This is a genomic window from Actinomyces respiraculi, from assembly GCF_014595995.2.
GTDB classification, from domain to species: domain Bacteria; phylum Actinomycetota; class Actinomycetes; order Actinomycetales; family Actinomycetaceae; genus Actinomyces; species Actinomyces respiraculi.
Genome location: NZ_CP063989.1, coordinates 2,288,050 through 2,307,107 on the forward strand (window position 1 = coordinate 2,288,050; position 19,058 = coordinate 2,307,107).

Genomic DNA, 19,058 nt, shown 5'->3' on the forward strand with positions numbered 1-19,058 from the left:
TTCGTCCGGGTCAGAGCTTCAGGCCGCCCTCGCGGGCGCCCTCCGCGACGGCCGCGACACGACCGTGGTACTTGTTTCCGCCGCGGTCGAAGACGACCGCCTCGATGCCCAGGGCCTTGGCGCGCTCGGCCACGAGCTCGCCGACCTTGTGAGCAGCGCCGACCTTGTGACCCTCGACGCCCTTGACGGCCGCCTCGAGGGTGCTGGCCGAGCACAGGGTGTGACCGATGGTGTCGTCGATGACCTGCGCCACCATGTGGCGGTTGGAGCGGGTGACGACGAGACGGGGACGCTCGGGAGTGCCGTTGACGCGCTTGCGCACGCGCTGGTGGCGGATCTTGCGGGCGATGGTCTTGGACTTGCCCCTCTTGATCGAGTAAGCCATGGTCACTTACCAGCCTTTCCGACCTTGCGGCGCACGTTCTCGCCGGCGTAGCGCACGCCCTTGCCCTTGTAGGGCTCCGGCGGACGGATCTTGCGAATGTTCGCGGCGACCTCGCCGACCTGCTCCTTGGAGATGCCGGAGACGGCGATCTTGAGGTTGCCGTTCACGGTGAGCGTGATGCCCTCGGGGGCCTCGACGACGACCGTGTGCGAGAAGCCGAGCGACAGCTCGATGCCGGTGCCCTTCTGGGCGGCGCGGTAACCGGTGCCGACGATCTCGAGGTCCTTGGTGTAGCCCTCGGTGACGCCGACGACCATGTTGTTGATAAGCGTGCGTGACAGGCCGTGCAGCGAGCGCGACTCGCGCTCGTCGTCCGGACGGGTGACGAGGATGGAACCATCCTCCTGGCGGTTCACGCTCAGGGGCTCGGCGATGGTGCGCGTCAGGGTGCCCTTGGGGCCCTTCACGGTCACGTCATTGCCGTTGATGATGACGTCCACTCCGGCGGGAACCGGAACGGGGAGACGTCCAATACGAGACATTGCTATTCCTCCGTTCCCGTGCTCACCAGACGTAGGCGAGGACTTCGCCGCCCACGCCCTTGGACTCCGCCTGACGGTCGGTCAGCAGACCGGACGAGGTGGACAGGATCGCCACCCCGAGGCCGCCGAGGACCTTCGGCAGGTTGTTGGACTTGGCGTAGACGCGCAGGCCGGGCTTGGAGACGCGCTTGAGGCCCTGGATGGCCCGCTGGCGGTTGGCTCCGTACTTGAGGTTCAGCGTGAGCGTCTTGCCGACCTCGGCGTCCGTGACCTCGTAATCGGCGATGTAGCCCTCGGCCTTGAGCATCGAAGCGATGTTGACCTTGAGCTTGCTCGACGGCATGGAGACGGCGTCGTGGTAGGCGTTGTTAGCGTTGCGCAGACGGGTCAGCATGTCTGCGATCGGGTCTGTCATAGTCATGAGTGGGCCTCAGCCCTTCCTCGTCGTGGTTTCCTCGCGGACCTGCGACGTAAGTTCTTACCAGCTGGACTTGCTCACGCCCGGGAGCTGGCCGGTCAGGGCCATCTCGCGCAGGCAGATACGGCACAGGCCGAACTTGCGGTACACGGAGTGCGGGCGGCCGCAGCGCTGGCAGCGCGTGTAGGCACGGACGCCGAACTTCGGCTTGCGGTTCGCCTTCTCGATGAGAGCGGTCTTGGCCATGTCACTTCTCCTTGAAGGGGAAGCCGAGCTGCTTGAGCAGCGAGCGGGCCTCCTCGTCGGTCTTGGCGGTGGTCACCACGGTGATGTCCATGCCGCGCACGCGGTCGATCTTGTCCTGGTCGATCTCGTGGAACACGGCCTGCTCGGTCAGGCCGAAGGTGTAGTTGCCGTTGCCGTCGAACTGCTTGGGGGACAGCCCACGGAAGTCGCGGATGCGCGGCAGCGAGATCGAGATGAGGCGGTCGAGGAACTCCCACATGCGGTCGCCGCGCAGCGTGACGTGCGCGCCGATCGGCATGCCCTCACGCAGCTTGAACTGCGCGATGGACTTGCGGGCCTTGGTGATCTGCGGCTTCTGGCCGGTGATCGCCGCGAGGTCGCGCACGGCGCCCTCGATCATCTTGGAGTCGTGAGCAGCCTCGCCGACACCCATGTTGACGACGACCTTGACGACGCGGGCGACCTCCATCACGTTGCGGTGGCCGAACTCCTCGCGCAGGGCGGGCTGCACCTGCTCGGTGTACGTCGTCTTGAGACGGGGGGTGGTGTTCTCAGACATGGTCACAGGTCCTCCCCGGACTTCTTCGCGTAGCGCACGCGAACGGTCCGCTTGGCACCGTTGGGGCGGGTGCCCTCCTCGACGCGGAAGCCCACGCGGGTGCGCTTACCCTTGGCGTCGGCGTCGTAGATCATGACGTTGGACACGTGTATCGGGGCCTCGACGGTCTCGATGCCACCGGTGCGGGCGCCCTGGGCGGACTGGCCGACCTTGGTGTGCTTGGTGACGCGCTGGACGCCCTCGACGATGACGCGGTCATCGGCGGGGCGCACCTCGAGGACGCGACCGACCTTGCCCTTGTCCTTACCGGCGATGACGATGACCTGGTCGCCCTTCTTGATGCGTGCCATGGTCAGATCACCTCCGGGGCGAGAGAGATGATGCGCATGAACTTCTTCTCACGAAGCTCACGGCCGACGGGGCCGAAGATGCGCGTGCCGCGCGGCTCGCCGTCGGCGTTCTTGAGGATGACGGCGGCGTTCTCGTCGAAGCGGATGTACGAGCCGTCCGGGCGGCGGCGCTCCTTGCGGGTGCGCACGACGACCGCCTTGACGACGTCGCCCTTCTTGACGTTGCCGCCGGGGATGGCGTCCTTGACGGTAGCGACGATCGTGTCGCCGATACCCGCATAGCGACGACCAGAGCCACCGAGAACACGGATGCAAAGGATCTCCTTGGCACCGGTGTTGTCGGCGACCGTGAGTCGCGACTCCTGCTGGATCATTGAGTGTTCTCCTGTCGTCGAGCCGGTTCTCGGCATCCCGGTGGGGGGCGCGAGCCTGGCCGAACGTTCTTTCGGTCTTGCGTGCTCCTGCCCCGCACGGGGGCGAGGGTTCCTCGGTACGCGGGTCCCGCCAGACACAGGCGCAGGGAGCACGAGGTCTCTGGAGGGCGCACCTTCGGCGCACGCAACTCCCACAGCCTAGTCGAGCCCGTCATCACGCGGAACCTGAGGGGGTCGCCGGCGCCTGTGCCCTTGCTCACCGCCGACGCCCCGTCGTCCCATACGAGACGACGGGGCGTCGGCGGACGGATCGAGAGACTGACCCGGTCCTCCGAACTACGTCACGATCAGCCGTCGTACTGCCAAACTCCATTCGGAGCGAACAGTGACCAGTGCCCATCCACTCTGACCCAGCCGGTGACCATCGCGCCCGAGCCGGTCAGGTAGTACCACGACCCACCATCCCTGACCCACCCGGTCGCCATCGCGCCCGAGCCGGTCAGGTAGTACCACGACCCACCATCCGCGACCCACCCGGTCGCCATCGCGCCCGAGCCGGTCAGGTAGTACCACGACCCACCATCCGCGACCCACCCGGTCGCCATCGCGCCCGAGCCGGTCAGGTAGTACCACGACCCACCATCCGCGACCCACCCGGTCGCCATCGCAGTGGTTGCCTTGTCGAAGAAGTACCAGCTATCGCCGATCCGCCTCCAGCCCTGGTGCGGGGCTCCGTCATCGTCAGCCCAGTGCCAGGATGAGCCGACCTGGTACCAACCCGTCGTGGATGCTCGTGCAGGCTTGATAGTCACCGGGTAAATAATTTCGTGACGACGCCACGTATCGCCGGTCATACCATCGACGTAGAACCAAACCACAACCCCGGACCACCGGTCGAGATCCTCCTGGCTGAAGCCGGGAATGGTCATCGTGACCCGCCATGTCCCATCCTCGCGAGCATGTCCCACGAACCTCCCGGAAAACGGAGGCCCATCCCCATCGTAGTGAAGCGGATAGAAACCTCCGCCGATATTAGTCTCGCCACCTGATAGTCCGGGCATCGACGCGCCACTTCCAGTAAAGGTGACCACCTCACCCACCGTAAGCTCTGGCAGGTCGTCAAGCGCAAAGTCCGGGAAGTCCAAGCACTGATCCTGCTCTTCATGACGGCAATACGAAGTGTCAATAGGGGGTGCGGCAGCATGGGCCGGCGAATCGAGCGCCAGGCTAGAAAACGCCAGAACCATGCCCAGCAGCGCCACTACGGGAGAACGTCTCATGTCAACTCCTCGATCTGTTTGATGAGAGCGTTCTCATAACGTACAGACCAGTACCGGGCCCGGCAACATCCCGGACACCGGGCTCTCAGAACTGATAGTCCTCGCCGCCGGAGAAGCCCACGGGTACCGGGCCCAGCAACATCCCGGACACCGGGTTCTGCCCAACCCGCGAGGCGACGACGCCGTCGCTGTCCGTGAGGGACGGCGACGGCGTCGCGTTGGGTGCCGGGGTCAGCCGAGGGTCACTTGGCCCGCTCGGCGATCTCGACCAGGCGCCAGTGCTTGGTGGCGCTCAGCGGCCGGGTCTCCATGATGACGACGAGGTCACCGGGGTGCGCCTCGTTGTTCTCGTCGTGGACCTTGACCTTCTTGGAACGACGGAGGACCTTGCCGTAGAGGGAGTGCTTGTAGCGCTCCTCAAGCAACACGACGATGGTCTTGTCCATCTTGTCGCTCACGACGTAGCCGCGGCGGACCTTGCGGTGAGGGCGCTCGCCCTCGACAACGGGGGTGGTGTTCTGCTCGCTCACTTGGACTCCTGGCTGCTCGGAGCGGTACGGATGCCGAGCTCACGCTCGCGCACGATGGTGTGGATGCGGGCGATGTCGCGACGCACAGCCTTGAGACGGCCGTGGTCCTCGAGCTGGCCGGTCGCCGAGGCGAACCGGAGGCTGAAGAGCTCGGCCTTGGCCTTGGAGAGCTCCTCAGAGAGGCGCTCGTTATCCATGGCGTCGAGGTCGGTGGGGGTCAGCCCCTGGGAACCGATTGCCATCAGACGTCACCACCCTCACGTGTCACGAAACGGGTCTTCATCGGAAGCTTGTGCTGTGCGCGGCGCATGGCCTCGCGGGCGAGGGCCTCGTCGACGCCGCCGAGCTCGAACAGGATGCGTCCGGGCTTGACGTTGGCGATCCACCACTCGGGGGCTCCCTTACCGGAACCCATGCGGGTCTCGGCGGGCTTCTTGGTCAGCGGGCGGTCCGGGAAGATGTTGATCCAGACCTTGCCGCCACGCTTGATGTGGCGGGTCATGGCGATACGGGCCGCCTCGATCTGACGGTTGGTGATGTAGGCGGGCTCAAGAGCCTGGATGCCGTAGTCACCGAAGGCGATGCGGGTGCCGCCCTTGGACATGCCCGAACGACGCGGGCGGTGCTGCTTGCGGAACTTGGTCCGGCGAGGAATGAGCACGGCTCAGGCCTCCGTTCCCTGGTCTGCGGCAGCGTTCTCGGCGACCGGCGCCTGCTCGGCCTGCTGCTCGTTCTGACGCGGGGCGCGCTCGCCGCGACGCTCGCCACGGCCACCACGGCGGTCGTTGCGCGCACCACGACGCTGGCCGGCCTCGGCCTGCTGACGGGCGAACTCGCGCTCCGTCATGTCGCCCTTGTAGATCCACACCTTGACGCCGAGACGTCCGAAGGTGGTCTTAGCCTCGTAGAAGCCGTAGTCAATGTTCGCGCGCAGGGTGTGCAGCGGCACACGGCCCTCGCGGTAGAACTCGCTGCGGCTCATCTCGGCGCCGCCGAGACGGCCGGAGCACTGGACACGGATGCCCTTGGCGCCGGCGCGCATGGCGGACTGAATGCCCTTGCGCATGGCGCGGCGGAAGGAGACTCGGCTGGCGAGCTGCTCCGCAATGCCCTGGGCAACGAGCTGGGCGTCGAGGTCGGGGCTCTTGACCTCGAGGATGTTGAGCTGAACCTGCTTGCCGGTCAGCTTCTCGAGCTGACCGCGCAGACGCTCGGCCTCGGCGCCGCGACGGCCAATGACGATGCCCGGGCGGGCGGTGTGCAGGTCGACGCGGACGCGGTCACGCGTACGCTCGATGTCCACCTTGGAGATACCCGCACGCTCCATGCCGTCCTCCATGAGGCGGCGGATCTTGACGTCCTCCTCGACGAAGTCGCGGTAGCGCTGACCCGGCTTCGTGGAGTCGGCGAACCAGCGCGAGCGGTGGTCCGTCGTGATGCCCAGGCGGAACCCGGTCGGGTTGACCTTGTGCCCCATTACCGGGCTCCTTCCTTCTTCGCGGAGTCGGCCTTGGGGCCGACGATGACGGTGATGTGGCTGGTGCGCTTGAGGATCCGGCCGGCGCGCCCCTGGGCGCGGGGGCGGAAACGCTTGAGGGTGGGGCCCTCGTCAGCAAACACCTCGGTGATGTAGAGCTCGCTCTCGTCGAACCGCTCACCGGCTCGCTCGGCCTTGACCCGGGCGTTGGCGATGGCGGACTCGATGACCTTGCGCACCGGCACCGCAGCGGCCTGCGGGGCGAAACGGAGCACGTTGACGGCCTCGAGGGCGTTCTTGCCGCGGACGACGTCCACGATGCGACGGGCCTTCATCGGCGTGCAGCGCACGTACTTGGCCTGCGCCTTGGCTTCCATGTTCTCTGCCTCTCTGACTTCCGTCGGCGTCAGCGACGCGACTTGCGGTCGTCCTTGACGTGCCCGCGGAAGGTACGGGTCGGAGCGAACTCACCGAGCTTGTGGCCCACCATGGACTCAGTGACGAAGACCGGGACGTGCTTGCGACCGTCGTGGACGGCGAAGGTGTGTCCGAGGAAGTCCGGCGTGATGACCGAACGACGGGACCAGGTCTTGATGACGTTCTTGGTGCCCTTCTCGTTCTGGGCGTCCACCTTCTTCATGAGGTGGTCGTCGACGAAGGGACCCTTCTTCAGGCTGCGCGGCATATCAGGCTCCTATCAGCGCTTCTTGCCGGTCCGACGACGACGCACGATGAGGCGGTCGCTGGACTTGTTGGGACGACGGGTACGGCCCTCGGGCTTGCCCCACGGGGACACGGGGTGACGACCACCAGAGGTACGGCCCTCACCACCACCGTGCGGGTGGTCCACCGGGTTCATGACGACACCGCGGACGGTCGGGCGAACGCCCTTCCAGCGCATACGGCCGGCCTTGCCCCAGTTGATGTTGGACTGCTCGGCGTTGCCGACCTCACCAACGGTCGCGCGGCAGGCGGCCTCAACGTTGCGGATCTCGCCGGAGGGCATGCGCAGCTGCGCGTACTTGCCCTCCTTGGCGACCAGCTGGACGGACGTGCCGGCGCTGCGGGCGATCTTGGCGCCGCCGCCGGGACGCAGCTCGACGGCGTGCACCACGGTACCGGTGGGGATGTGGCGCAGCGGCAGGTTGTTGCCGGGCTTGATGTCAGCGTTCGGACCGGCCTCAACGATGTCGCCCTGGCCGAGCTTGTTGGGGGCGATGATGTAGCGCTTCTCGCCGTCCGCGTAGTGCAGGAGGGCGATGCGGGCGGTGCGGTTGGGGTCGTACTCGATGTGAGCGACCTTGGCGGGCACACCGTCCTTGTCGTGACGACGGAAGTCGATGATGCGGTAGGCGCGCTTGTGGCCGCCACCCTTGTGACGGGAGGTGACACGGCCGCTGTTGTTGCGACCGCCGGACTTGCTCAGCGGGCGCACCAGGGACTTCTCGGGCTCGCTGCGCGTGATCTCGACGAAGTCGGCCACGGAGGAGCCACGACGTCCCGGCGTCGTCGGCTTGTACTTACGGATTCCCATGTCGTTTCTTTACCTTCCGTGTCACTTAGCCACGTCGCCAAAGATGTCGATGGTCCCCTCACGCAGCGTGACGATCGCGCGCTTGGTGGCCTTCGTCCTGCCCAGGCCCGTGCGGGTCCGGCGGGTCTTGCCGGGACGGTTCTGGGTGTTCACCGACTCGACCTTGACACCGAAGATGGCCTCGATGGCCTGCTTGATCTCGGTCTTGTTCGAGCCCGGCGCGACGAGGAACGTGTACTGGCCACGGTCCATGCAGGCGTAGGACTTCTCGGAGACGACCGGCGCGACGATGACGTCGCGGGGGTTCTTGCTCTTCTCGAGGCTCACTTGGACTCCTCCTCACCCTTGCCGAGGAAGGTGTCCAGGGCGGCGGCAGTGAAAACGACGTCATCGTTGACGAGCACGTCGTAGGTGTTGAGCTGGTCGGCCCAGGTCACAAGGACGTCGGGCAGGTTGCGCAGGCTCAGGGCGGACAGGGTGTCCGCACGCTCCACGACCACCAGGGCCTTGCGGTCCGTGAGGTTGCGCAGGCCGGCGAGGGCGCCCTTGGTGGAGGGGGTCTCGGAGGCCAGGAACTCGGTGATGACGTGGACGCGGCCGTTGCGGGCGCGGTCGGACAGGGCGCTGCGCAGAGCGGCGGCCTTCATCTTCTTGGGGGTGCGCTGGGTGTAGTCGCGCGGCCGCGGGCCGTGCACAACCCCACCGCCGACGAACTGCGGGGCGCGGGTCGAGCCCTGACGGGCGCGGCCGGTGCCCTTCTGGCGGTAGGGCTTGCGGCCACCACCGCGGACGGCGCCGCGGTTCTTGGTGGCGTGGGTGCCCTGACGCGCAGCAGCGAGCTGGGCGACGACGACCTGGTGCATGAGCGGGATGTTGAGCTCGGCGTCGAAGATCTCGGCGGGCAGCTCGGCGGTGCCGGTCTTCTTGCCCTTGGAGTCAACGATGTCGACGGAGAGAACGTCAGCCATGGTGTCAGGCTCCCTTCACCGCGGTGCGGACGACGACGACCGAGCCCTTGGGGCCGGGGATGGCGCCGTTGACGAGCAGGACGCCCTTGACGGCGTCCACGCCACGAACCTTGAGGTTCTGGACGGTGGTGGTCGCGTGGCCCATGCGTCCGGCCATGCGCAGACCCTTGAAGATGCGACCCGGGGTGGCGCAGGCGCCGACGGAGCCGGGCTTGCGGTGGTTGCGGTGCGCACCGTGCGAGGCGGAGACGCCCTTGAAGCCGTGACGCTTCATGACACCCGCGAAGCCCTTGCCCTTGGAGGTGCCCTGGACGTCCACGAGCTGGCCGACCTCGAAGATGTCGGCGGTGAGCTCCTGGCCCAGGGTGAACTCGGAGGCGAGGGAGGTGCGGATCTCGGCGACGTGGCGACGCGGGGCGACGCCGGCCTTGGCAAAGTGGCCCTGGAGGGGCTTGGTGACCTTGCGCTCGTCGATCTCGCCGAAGGCGAGCTGGACGGCCTCGTAGCCGTCGGTCTCGACGTTGCGGACCTGGGTCACGACGTTGGTGTCGACGCGGACCACGGTGACGGGACGCATGATGCCGTTCTCGTCCCAGATCTGCGTCATGCCGAGCTTGGTGCCGAGCAGCGCCTTGGCAGGCGCGGCCGGAGCCGGCTGGTTAAGCGTAGTCATGGCTTCAGTCCTCAGAGCTTGATCTCGATGTTGACGTCCGCGGGCAGGTCGAGGCGCATGAGCGAGTCGACGGCCTTGGGGGTCGGGTCGATGATGTCGATCAGCCGCTTGTGCGTGCGCATCTCGAAGTGCTCACGGCTGTCCTTGTACTTGTGGGGCGACCGGATGACGCAGAACACGTTCTTCTCGGTCGGCAGCGGCACCGGGCCCACGACCGTCGCACCTGCGCGAGTCACGACGTCGACGATCTTGCGCGCCGAGCTGTCGATGACCTCGTGGTCGTAGGACTTGAGCCGGATGCGGATCTTCTGTCCCGCCATGGCGCCTAACCTCTCTTGCTTTCGGAGACCGGTCCACGCGCTCGGGCGTGTCGCTGACGCGACCTGCTCACACGCACTCACTGTTGACAATGAGGGACCGGTCTGGACACACGGAAACCCGGTGGGCACCGGGTCCGTCAGACTGGTTCCCGGGACGACCCCGGGAGGTGGTCGGCGCGCTGTCACGCACCGGCCAGGCAACGCTAGCAGCGCCGCGGCTCATGAGGAAAGCCGAGGGGGCGGTCCTCTCCTGTGAGACCGCCCACCCGGTCCACGCGCTCGGGCGTGTCGCGGGCGTCGGCAGCGCCCCGTGGGGTGCCGCCGTCGTCACCACACCACCCACCCCGCATGTGCCGCCCACCGTCCGGCCGCCGTCGTCGTCGGCCTGCTGCGTCGGCCTCTCCCCCGTCGGCCGGACCCAGGCATGACGAATCCCCCCGGCTCCGTATGGAACCGGGGGGATTCGACGTCGTCAGCAGCCTGCTGCGTTCACAGGACCTGCTGCATCAGATCACTTGAGGATCTTGGTGACACGGCCGGAGCCGACGGTGCGACCACCCTCACGGATGGCGAAGCCGAGGCCCTCCTCCATGGCGATGGGCTGGATGAGCTCAACGGTCATCTCGGTGGTGTCGCCGGGCATGACCATCTCGGTGCCCTCGGGCAGCGTGATGACGCCGGTGACGTCCGTGGTGCGGAAGTAGAACTGCGGACGGTAGTTCGAGTAGAACGGGTTGTGACGGCCGCCCTCGTCCTTGGTGAGGATGTAGACGTGGCCCTCGAAGTCCGTGTGCGGGGTGATGGAGCCGGGCTTGACGACAACCTGGCCGCGCTCGACGTCCTCACGCTTCGTGCCGCGCAGGAGCAGACCGCAGTTCTCGCCGGCCCACGCCTCGTCCATCTGCTTGTGGAACATCTCGATGCCCGTGACCGTGGTCTTCTGGGCCTCGCGGATACCGAGGATCTCGACCTCGGAGTTGATCGGGAGCTTGCCGCGCTCGACACGGCCGGTGACGACGGTGCCACGACCGGTGATCGTGAAGACGTCCTCAACGGGCATGAGGAAGGGCTTGTCCATGTCGCGCTCGGGGGTCGGGATGTACTCGTCGACCGCGTCCATGAGCTCCTTGATCTTCTCGGCCCAGGCGGCGTCGCCCTCGAGCGCCTGGAAGGCGGAGACCCGGATGACGGGGGCGTTGTCGCCGTCGTACTCCTGGGAGGACAGCAGCTCGCGCACCTCCATCTCGACGAGCTCGAGGAGCTCCTCGTCCTCGACCATGTCGCACTTGTTGAGGGCGACGAGGAGGGTGGGGACACCGACCTGACGGGCGAGCAGGACGTGCTCGCGGGTCTGGGCCATGGGGCCGTCGGTGGCGGCGACCACCAGGATCGCGCCATCCATCTGGGCGGCACCGGTGATCATGTTCTTGATGTAGTCGGCGTGGCCAGGGGCGTCAACGTGGGCGTAGTGACGCTTCTCGGTCTCGTACTCGACGTGCGCGATGTTGATCGTGATACCGCGCTGACGCTCCTCGGGAGCCTTGTCGATCTCGTCGAAGGGCGTGAAGGGGTTGAGGTCCGGGTACAGGTCGTGCAGCGTCTTGGAGATCGCGGCAGTCAGCGTCGTCTTGCCGTGGTCGACGTGACCGATCGTTCCGATGTTGACGTGCGGCTTGGTCCGCTCGAACTTGGCCTTGGCCACTTGTGTCCTCCTGGGACTCGGGGAGTTCTCTTCGTCGTGATTCGACTAACCACATGCTAGCCGTGCCCGAGTCGAGAATCTCTACTGATGGGTTGTTGGAAAGATTACTGGTTACGCGGGTCCCGCGCCTTGCGGGCCCGTGGTCCCGGGGTCGGACGGACTGCGTCCGACCCCCGGAAGCCGGGGGCGTCACTCGCCCTTGGCCTTGGCGATGATCTCGTCGGCGACGTTCTTCGGGACCTCCGCGTAGGAGTCGAAGGACATCGAGTACACCGCGCGACCCTGCGTCTTGGAGCGCAGGTCACCGACGTAGCCGAACATCTCGGACAGCGGGACCGCCGCCCGGATGACCTTCACACCGACGGCGTCCTCCATCGACTGGATCATGCCACGGCGAGAGTTGAGGTCGCCGATGACATCGCCCATGTACTCCTCGGGGGTACGCACCTCCACGGCCATGACGGGCTCGAGGAGGACCGGGTGGGCCTTCTTCGCACCTTCCTTGAACGCCATGGAGCCGGCGATCTTGAAGGCCATCTCGGAGGAGTCGACCTCGTGGTAGCCACCGTCGATGAGGGTCGCCTTGACGTCGACCATCGGGTAGCCCGCGAGGACACCCGTGAGCATGGCCTCCTGGACGCCGGCGTCGACGCTGGGGATGTACTCACGCGGCACGCGGCCACCGGTGACGGCGTTGACGAACTCGTAGTGCTTCTTCTCCTCGCCCTCCGCGGCCTCAACGACCTCGAGGGGCTCGAAGGACATCTGCACCTTCGCGAACTGGCCGGAGCCACCGGTCTGCTTCTTGTGCGTGTAGTCGACCTTGTCGACCTTGCGCTTGAGGGTCTCGCGGTAGGCCACCATCGGGTTACCGACGTTGGCCTCAACCTTGAACTCGCGGCGCATACGGTCGACGAAGACGTCCAGGTGCAGCTCGCCCATACCGCCGATGACGGTCTGGCCGGTCTCCTCGTCGAGCTCGACCGTGAAGGTCGGGTCCTCCTCGGAGAGCTTCTGGATGGCGACACCCAGCTTCTCCTGGTCGCCCTTGGTCTTGGGCTCGATGGCCACGTGGATGACCGGGTCCGGGAAGGTCATGGACTCCAGGATGACCGGGGCCGACTGAGCGCACAGGGTGTCACCGGTGGTGACGTCCTTGAGACCGATGAAGGCGTAGATGTGGCCCGCGTGGGCGACATCGACCGGGTTCTCCTTGTTGGAGTGCATCTGGAACATCTTCCCGATGCGCTCCTTCTTGCCCTTGGTGGCGTTGAGGACCTGCTCACCGGAGGAGACCTTGCCCGAGTAGACGCGCACGTAAACGAGCTTGCCGTAGAACGGGTGGGTCGCCACCTTGAAGGCGAGGCCGGAGAACGGAGCGTTGTCGTCGGACTCGCGCACGATGACGTTCTCCTCGTCGCCGGGCACGTGCCCCTCGACGGCCGGCACGTCCAGCGGGGACGGCAGGTAGTCGATGACGGCGTCGAGAACGGGCTGGATGCCCTTGTTCTTGAAGGCGGAGCCCGCCAGGACGGGGAAGGCCTCGCCGGCGATGGTCAGCGCACGGATGCCACGCTTGATCTCCTCGACGGTGAGCTCACCCTCCTCGAGGTACTTCTCCATGAGCTCGTCGTCGACCTCGGCGACCGTCTCCATGAGCTCGGAGCGCAGTTCCTCGGCACGGGCCCGGAGGTCAGCGGGGATCTCCTCGTACTCGACGACGGCGCCGCGGGTCTCCTTGCCGTCGGCGTCCTTCTCGGGGAAGCGCACAGCGCGCATCTCGATGACGTCGACGACGCCGGAGAACTCGCTCTCCGCACCGATGGGGAAGTTGATGACCATCGGCGTGGCGTGGAGGCGGTCACGGATCGTCTGGACGGAGAAGTCGAAGTTTGCGCCCAGCTTGTCCATCTTGTTGATGTAGCAGATGCGCGGAACGTTGTACTTGTCCGCCTGGCGCCACACGGTCTCGGACTGGGGCTCGACGCCCTCCTTGCCGTCGAAGACCGCGACGGCGCCGTCGAGCACGCGCAGGGAGCGCTCGACCTCCACCGTGAAGTCCACGTGGCCGGGGGTGTCGATGAGGTTGATCTGCGTGCCCTTCCAGAAGGTGGTGGTCGCAGCGGAGGTGATCGTGATGCCACGCTCCTGCTCCTGCTCCATCCAGTCCATCGTGGAGGCGCCGTCGTGGGTCTCACCGATCTTGTAGTTGATACCGGTGTAGAAGAGGATGCGCTCGGAGACGGTGGTCTTACCGGCATCGATATGCGCCATGATGCCGATGTTGCGGACCTTCGTGAGGTCAGTCAGCACGTCAAGTGCCACGTGAGAGTCCTTCGTTCAGTGGGGGAAGAGTCAGCGTCGGCCGGGGCCCGCCGGGTGCAGAGCCCGGCCGACGTGTAGCTGTTACCAGCGGTAGTGGGCGAAGGCCTTGTTGGACTCGGCCATGCGGTGCATGTCCTCGCGGCGCTTGACAGCGGCGCCCAGACCGTTGGAGGCGTCGAGGATCTCGTTCATAAGACGCTCGGTCATCGTGTTCTCACGACGCTGGCGGGAGTAGTCCACGAGCCAGCGCAGAGCGAGCGTGGTGGCGCGGTTGGGGCGCACCTCGACGGGGACCTGGTAGGTCGCACCGCCGACGCGGCGGGAGCGGACCTCGAGGGCCGGGCGGATGTTGTCCAGAGCGCGCTTGAGGACGGCGACCGGGTCCTGGTCCGTCTTGGAGCGCACACCCTCGAGGGCACCGTAGACGATGCGCTCGGCGGTGGACTTCTTGCCGTCCAGAAGGACGCGGTTGACGAGCTGGGTGACGACCGGCGAGCCGTAGACGGGGTCGACGGCGAGGGGGCGCCTGGGCGCGGGACCCTTACGAGGCATTACTTCTTCTCCTTCTTGGCGCCGTACTTCGAGCGTGCCTGCTGGCGTCCCTTGACACCCTGGGTGTCGAGGGAGCCGCGCACGATGTGGTAGCGGACACCGGGAAGGTCCTTCACACGACCACCGCGGACGAGCACGATCGAGTGCTCCTGGAGGTTGTGGCCCTCGCCGGGGATGTAGGCCGTGACCTCGATGCCGGACGACAGGCGCACACGGGCGACCTTACGCAGGGCGGAGTTGGGCTTCTTCGGGGTCGTGGTGTACACGCGGGTGCACACGCCACGACGCTGCGGGCTGGCCTTGAGCGCCGGCGTCTTGGACGACGAGCGCTTCGAGGAGCGGCCCTTGCGGACCAGCTGCTGAATGGTAGGCACTACGGATTCTCCATCTAGAAGTGCGTCGGACAGTTCTGCTGCCTGCTGCCGGCCCTCGTCCTCGCTCACGGCGCGCGACGCCGCGGGGACCAGGCCGGTGCGCGTGTGACGCGCCCGGAGCCCCGCGGAGAAGGGGCCCGTCGGTTCCCGCCGCGGCAGACCCGCGTCACGGTGGCGCCGGGGGGCGCCTGCCGCTGGGAACGGAGTGGAGAACGGTGGCCCGCACGCGGGCACCGGAGACAAACATACCGAGCGGCCCTCTCCCCCGCCAGGCGCAGAGAGCAGCCGACGTCGTGTCATGCGACACGTCCACCCGCCCCGGAGCAGTACGACGACGGCGGGCCGCCACCTCGATGGTGACAGCCCGCCGTCGTCCCAGCCCAGTCGCGAGCCCGGCCTCAGGGCGGCGCTGCGCTCAGAACTGGTAGTCCTCCGAGCTGAAGCCCGTGCGGAAGTCCTCGGAGAAGTCCGCACGGAAGTCCCCACCGAAGTGGAAGTCGTCCAGCGCGACCGACTCGCCGACGCCGAACATGTCATCGGTCAGGCCCGTGCGCGAGAACACCTCCTGCTTGACCTCCTCCGTCGGCTCCACCTCGATGTCCGAGTAGCGGGCCAGGCCCGTACCGGCGGGGATGAGCTTGCCGAGGATGACGTTCTCCTTCAGGCCCAGCAGCGGGTCCGACTTGCCGTTCATCGCGGCCTCGGTGAGCACACGCGTCGTCTCCTGGAAGGAGGCGGCGCTCAGCCAGGAGTCCGTGGCCAGCGAGGCCTTGGTGATACCCATGAGCTCGGTACGGCCCGAAGCCGTCTTACCGCCCTCGGCCATCACGCGACGGTTCTCCGCACGGAAGGTCATGACGTCCACGAGGTCGCCCTGCAGCAGCATCGTGTCGCCCGACTCCAGGACGGTGACGCGACGCAGCATCTGGCGCACGATGACCTCGATGTGCTTGGAGTGGATGTCCACGCCCTGGGAGCGGTAGACCTCCTGGACCTCCTCGACGAGGTGGCGCTGGGTGGCACCCACGCTGCGCAGGCGCAGCACCTTCTTGGGGTCGATCGGACCCTCGGTGAGCGCGTCGCCCGGCTCCACGTGGTCGCCGTCGGTCACCAGCAGGCGCTGGCGGCGCGAGACCGGGACCACGAGGTCCTCCTCGCCGTCGTCGCGCGTGATGACCAGGCGCTTGCCGTCGGCGTCGTCCTCAATCCTGAGGCGACCAGCGGCCTCGGCCACCGCGGCCTCACCCTTGGGGGTACGGGCCTCGAAGAGCTCCTGCACACGCGGCAGACCCTGGGTGATGTCCGCCGCACCGGCCGCACCACCCGTGTGGAAGGTACGCATCGTCAGCTGCGTGCCGGGCTCACCGATGGACTGCGCGGCGATGATGCCCACGGCCTCACCGATGTCCACACGCTTGCCGGTGGCCAGCGAGCGGCCGTAGCAGGCGGCGCAGGTTCCGACGGCGGAGTCGCAGGTGAGCACCGAGCGCACCGTGATCTCCTCGATGCCCGCCTCGATGGCGGCGGCGATCTCGGCGTCGCCAAGGTCCGTGCCCGCCGCGATGACGACCGTGCCCTCGGCGTCGACCGCGTCACGCGCGAGCGTCGTGCCGTAGACGGTGGTGCCCAGGATCTCGCTGGGCTCCTTGACCGTGGCGCCGTCGACCATCGTGGTGGTGAAGATCCGCTTGGTCAGGCCCTTGCGGGTACCGCAGTCCTCCTCGCGGACGATGACGTCCTGGGAGACGTCCACCAGACGACGCGTGAGGTAGCCCGAGTCCGCGGTACGCAGCGCCGTGTCCGCCAGGCCCTTGCGGGCGCCGTGGGTGGCGATGAAGTACTCCAGAACGCTCAGGCCCTCGCGGTAGTTCGACTTGATCGGACGCTCGATGAGGCGCTGCTTGGGGTCGGCCACCAGGCCGCGCATGCCGGCCAGCTGGCGGATCTGGTCCCAGTTACCACGGGCACCGGAGACCACCATCTGGTAGACGGCGTTACGGGCCGGGAAGTTCTCACGCATGGCCTCAGCAACCTCGTTGGTCGCCTTGGTCCAGATGTCGATGAGGGACTGGTAGCGGTCCTCCTCGGTGAGCGCACCAAGGTCGAACTGGTCCTCGATCTCCTGAGCCTCGGCCTCGTAGCGGGCGAGGATCGCGGGCTTGGAGTCCGGGGAGACGACGTCGGCGTAGGCCACCGTGATGCCGGACCAGGTGGACCAGTAGAAGCCGTTGGCCTTGAGCGCGTCGAGGGAGGCCGCGACGTCCACACGCGGGTAGCCCTCGGCCAGCGTGTTGACGATGTTGCCGAGCTTCTTCTTGTCCACGACGTAGTTGACGTAGGGGAAGGTCTCGGGCAGCGCCGTGTTGAACAGGGCCCGGCCCAGGGAGGTGCGCAGGGTGATCGGGTCGCCCTCGCTCCAGCCCTCGGGAGCCTTCCAGCCCTCGGGGGCGGTGATGCCCTCCTCGAAGCGGATGTCCACGGTGGCGTTGACGTGCAGCTTGCCGAAGTCGTGCGCCATGACCGCCTCCGCGAAGGAGGAGAAGGACGGCACGACCTCGTTGCCCTCGGCGTCGACCTCGACGGGGGCCGTCGGGTCCGGCGTCTGGGTGAGGTGGTAGGTGCCGATGATCATGTCCTGGGAGGGCATGGTCACCGGACGGCCATCCGAAGGCTTGAGAATGTTGTTGCTCGACAGCATGAGGATGCGGGCCTCGGCCTGCGCCTCAGCACCCAGCGGCAGGTGCACGGCCATCTGGTCGCCGTCGAAGTCGGCGTTGAAGGCGCCGCAGACCAGGGGGTGCAGCTGGATGGCCTTGCCCTCAATGAGCTGGGGCTCGAAGGCCTGGATGCCCAGGCGGTGGAGCGTGGGGGCGCGGTTGAGCAGCACGGGGTGCTCGCGGATGACCTCGGCCAGGATGTCCCAGACCTTGGGGTTGGCGCGCTCAACCATGCGCTTGGCGGCCTTGACGTTCTGGGCCTCCTTGAGCTCGACCAGGCGCTTCATGACGAAGGGCTTGAACAGCTCCAGGGCCATCTGGCTGGGCAGACCGCACTGGTGCAGCTTGAGCTGGGGACCGACGACGATGACCGAGCGGCCCGAGTAGTCCACGCGCTTGCCCAGCAGGTTCTGGCGGAAGCGGCCCTGCTTGCCCTTGAGCATGTCGGACAGGGACTTCAGCGGACGGTTGCCGACGCCGGTGACGGGGCGACCACGGCGGCCGTTGTCGAACAGGGCGTCGACGGCGTCCTGCAGCATGCGCTTCTCGTTGTTGACGATGATCGTCGGCGCGCCCAGGTCCATGAGCCGCTTGAGGCGGTTGTTGCGGTTGATGACGCGGCGGTAGAGGTCGTTGAGGTCGCTGGTGGCGAAGCGGCCACCGTCGAGCTGGACCATGGGGCGCAGGTCCGGCGGGATGACCGGGATGTTGTCCAGGACCATCGACTCCGGGGCCGTGCCCGTGATGCGGAAGGCGTTGATGACCTTCAGGCGCTTGATGGCGCGGGTCTTGCGTTGGCCGGTGCCGTTGGCGACGACCTCGGACAGGGTCTCGGCCTCGGCCGCGAGGTCGAAGGTGCGCAGGCGCGCCTGGATCGCCTCGGCGCCCATGGCGCCCTTGAAGTAGATGCCGTAGTCCGCGACCATGTCGCGGTACAGGACCTCGTCGCCCTCAAGGTCGCCGACCTTGAGACCCACGAAGCGGTCCCACACGCGGTCCATGTGCTCCAGGGTGCGGGCGTTCTTGCGGCGCAGGGCGCCCATCTCACGCTCGGCCACCTTGCGCAGGCGGTCACGCTGGGACTGCTCGGCCCCCTCGGCCTCGAGCTGGGCCAGCTCCTCCTCGAGGCGGCGCTGACGGGCCTCGACGTCGGCCTGGCCGGCCTCCTCGACGTGCTTCTTCTTGACCTCGAGCTCGTTGCGTAGCGAGGGAAGGTCGTCGCGGCGGCCCTCCTCGTCCACCTCGGTCACCATGTAGGCGGCGAAGTAGATGACCTTCTCCAGGTCCTTGGGGGCCAGGTTGAGCAGGTAGCCCAGACGGGAGGGCACGCCCTTGAAGTACCAGATGTGGGTCACGGGCGCGGCCAGCTTGATGTGGGCCATGCGCTCACGGCGCACCTTGGAGCGGGTGACCTCGACACCACAGCGCTCGCAGACGATGCCCTTGTAGCGCACGCGCTTGTACTTGCCGCAGGCGCACTCCCAGTCGCGGGTGGGACCGAAGATCTTCTCGCAGAAGAGCCCGTCCTTCTCCGGCTTGAGGGTACGGTAGTTGATGGTCTCGGGCTTCTTGACCTCACCGTGGGACCAGGACTTGATGTCCTCGGCGGTGGCGAGACCGAGCTGGATGCGATCGAAGACGTTAGCGTCGAGCACAGTTCCTCATTCCGATGTGTCAGCTCATCGTGTGTGTCTTGGTGGGGCTGCCGGGGCGTTGTTCCATGACGCTGCCG

The 19,058-nt window shown here is 66.9% G+C and carries 24 protein-coding genes; all 24 read right to left on the reverse strand.

The features are described from left to right. Positions 1–10: 10 nt before the first annotated feature. A complete protein-coding gene (gene rplR, locus ID810_RS09505; protein WP_166856055.1) occupies positions 11–385 on the reverse strand; it encodes a 50S ribosomal protein L18 in 375 nt (124 codons plus the stop codon). Between the two features lie 2 nt (positions 386–387). Continuing rightward, complete coding sequence (gene rplF, locus ID810_RS09510) at positions 388–927, reverse strand: 50S ribosomal protein L6 (protein WP_166856057.1); 540 nt, start codon at positions 925–927, stop codon at positions 388–390. A 22-nt stretch (positions 928–949) separates the two neighbouring features. Next, the gene (gene rpsH, locus ID810_RS09515) at positions 950–1,348 is read right to left on the reverse strand and encodes a 30S ribosomal protein S8 (protein ID WP_166856059.1); all 399 of its coding nucleotides are present in this window, start codon (positions 1,346–1,348) and stop codon (positions 950–952) included. Positions 1,349–1,405: 57 nt separating this feature from the next. After that, the gene (locus ID810_RS09520; RefSeq protein ID WP_166856061.1) at positions 1,406–1,591 is read right to left on the reverse strand and encodes a type Z 30S ribosomal protein S14; all 186 of its coding nucleotides are present in this window, start codon (positions 1,589–1,591) and stop codon (positions 1,406–1,408) included. Between the two features lies 1 nt (position 1,592). Further along, on the reverse strand, positions 1,593–2,150 hold the full coding sequence (gene rplE, locus ID810_RS09525; protein ID WP_166856063.1) for a 50S ribosomal protein L5: 558 nt from the start codon (positions 2,148–2,150) through the stop codon (positions 1,593–1,595). Between the two features lie 2 nt (positions 2,151–2,152). Further along, entirely contained in the window at positions 2,153–2,500 is a 348-nt protein-coding gene (gene rplX / locus ID810_RS09530; protein WP_166856065.1) for a 50S ribosomal protein L24, read from the reverse strand. 2 nt (positions 2,501–2,502) lie between these two features. Continuing rightward, complete coding sequence (rplN, locus tag ID810_RS09535) at positions 2,503–2,874, reverse strand: 50S ribosomal protein L14 (protein WP_166856067.1); 372 nt, start codon at positions 2,872–2,874, stop codon at positions 2,503–2,505. Between the two features lie 347 nt (positions 2,875–3,221). Then, positions 3,222–4,154 carry an N-acetylmuramoyl-L-alanine amidase family protein gene (locus ID810_RS12850; protein ID WP_195858783.1) on the reverse strand — a complete coding sequence of 311 codons (933 nt, stop codon included), beginning with the start codon at positions 4,152–4,154 and terminating at the stop codon, positions 3,222–3,224. Positions 4,155–4,396: 242 nt separating this feature from the next. Then, positions 4,397–4,684: a 30S ribosomal protein S17 gene (rpsQ, locus tag ID810_RS09545; RefSeq protein WP_166856071.1), complete on the reverse strand. Its 288-nt coding sequence runs from the start codon at positions 4,682–4,684 to the stop codon at positions 4,397–4,399. Then, a complete protein-coding gene (gene rpmC, locus ID810_RS09550; RefSeq protein ID WP_166856073.1) occupies positions 4,681–4,926 on the reverse strand; it encodes a 50S ribosomal protein L29 in 246 nt (81 codons plus the stop codon). Before rpmC ends, rpsQ begins: the two co-directional genes overlap by 4 nt. Further along, positions 4,926–5,345 (reverse strand): 50S ribosomal protein L16, encoded by a 420-nt coding sequence (rplP, locus tag ID810_RS09555; protein ID WP_166856075.1) that lies wholly within the window; start codon positions 5,343–5,345, stop codon positions 4,926–4,928. Before rplP ends, rpmC begins: the two co-directional genes overlap by 1 nt. Positions 5,346–5,348: 3 nt before the next feature. Then, positions 5,349–6,161: a 30S ribosomal protein S3 gene (rpsC, locus tag ID810_RS09560; protein WP_166856077.1), complete on the reverse strand. Its 813-nt coding sequence runs from the start codon at positions 6,159–6,161 to the stop codon at positions 5,349–5,351. Next, positions 6,161–6,538 (reverse strand): 50S ribosomal protein L22, encoded by a 378-nt coding sequence (rplV, locus tag ID810_RS09565; protein ID WP_166856079.1) that lies wholly within the window; start codon positions 6,536–6,538, stop codon positions 6,161–6,163. The genes rpsC and rplV overlap by 1 nt, the downstream gene beginning before the upstream one ends. 29 nt (positions 6,539–6,567) lie before the next feature. Further along, complete coding sequence (rpsS, locus tag ID810_RS09570) at positions 6,568–6,846, reverse strand: 30S ribosomal protein S19 (protein WP_006548387.1); 279 nt, start codon at positions 6,844–6,846, stop codon at positions 6,568–6,570. A gap of 12 nt (positions 6,847–6,858) precedes the next feature. Then, a complete protein-coding gene (gene rplB / locus ID810_RS09575) occupies positions 6,859–7,695 on the reverse strand; it encodes a 50S ribosomal protein L2 (RefSeq protein ID WP_166856081.1) in 837 nt (278 codons plus the stop codon). A 21-nt stretch (positions 7,696–7,716) separates the two neighbouring features. Continuing rightward, positions 7,717–8,022: a 50S ribosomal protein L23 gene (gene rplW, locus ID810_RS09580; protein WP_166856083.1), complete on the reverse strand. Its 306-nt coding sequence runs from the start codon at positions 8,020–8,022 to the stop codon at positions 7,717–7,719. Beyond that, on the reverse strand, positions 8,019–8,663 hold the full coding sequence (gene rplD / locus ID810_RS09585; RefSeq protein WP_166856085.1) for a 50S ribosomal protein L4: 645 nt from the start codon (positions 8,661–8,663) through the stop codon (positions 8,019–8,021). Before rplD ends, rplW begins: the two co-directional genes overlap by 4 nt. Before the next feature lie 4 nt (positions 8,664–8,667). Beyond that, complete coding sequence (gene rplC / locus ID810_RS09590) at positions 8,668–9,336, reverse strand: 50S ribosomal protein L3 (RefSeq protein ID WP_166856088.1); 669 nt, start codon at positions 9,334–9,336, stop codon at positions 8,668–8,670. An 11-nt stretch (positions 9,337–9,347) separates the two neighbouring features. Next, complete coding sequence (rpsJ, locus tag ID810_RS09595) at positions 9,348–9,656, reverse strand: 30S ribosomal protein S10 (RefSeq protein ID WP_005987219.1); 309 nt, start codon at positions 9,654–9,656, stop codon at positions 9,348–9,350. A 511-nt stretch (positions 9,657–10,167) separates the two neighbouring features. Further along, positions 10,168–11,358: an elongation factor Tu gene (tuf, locus tag ID810_RS09600; protein WP_166856090.1), complete on the reverse strand. Its 1,191-nt coding sequence runs from the start codon at positions 11,356–11,358 to the stop codon at positions 10,168–10,170. Between the two features lie 189 nt (positions 11,359–11,547). Further along, positions 11,548–13,683, reverse strand: a complete 2,136-nt coding sequence (gene fusA / locus ID810_RS09605) for an elongation factor G (RefSeq protein WP_166856093.1) — start codon at positions 13,681–13,683, stop codon at positions 11,548–11,550. Positions 13,684–13,764: 81 nt separating this feature from the next. Next, positions 13,765–14,235 carry a 30S ribosomal protein S7 gene (gene rpsG / locus ID810_RS09610; protein ID WP_166856094.1) on the reverse strand — a complete coding sequence of 157 codons (471 nt, stop codon included), beginning with the start codon at positions 14,233–14,235 and terminating at the stop codon, positions 13,765–13,767. After that, positions 14,235–14,609 (reverse strand): 30S ribosomal protein S12, encoded by a 375-nt coding sequence (gene rpsL / locus ID810_RS09615; RefSeq protein ID WP_166856096.1) that lies wholly within the window; start codon positions 14,607–14,609, stop codon positions 14,235–14,237. Before rpsL ends, rpsG begins: the two co-directional genes overlap by 1 nt. 415 nt (positions 14,610–15,024) lie before the next feature. Continuing rightward, on the reverse strand, positions 15,025–18,981 hold the full coding sequence (locus tag ID810_RS09620) for a DNA-directed RNA polymerase subunit beta' (RefSeq protein WP_166856098.1): 3,957 nt from the start codon (positions 18,979–18,981) through the stop codon (positions 15,025–15,027). Positions 18,982–19,058: the final 77 nt, after the last annotated feature.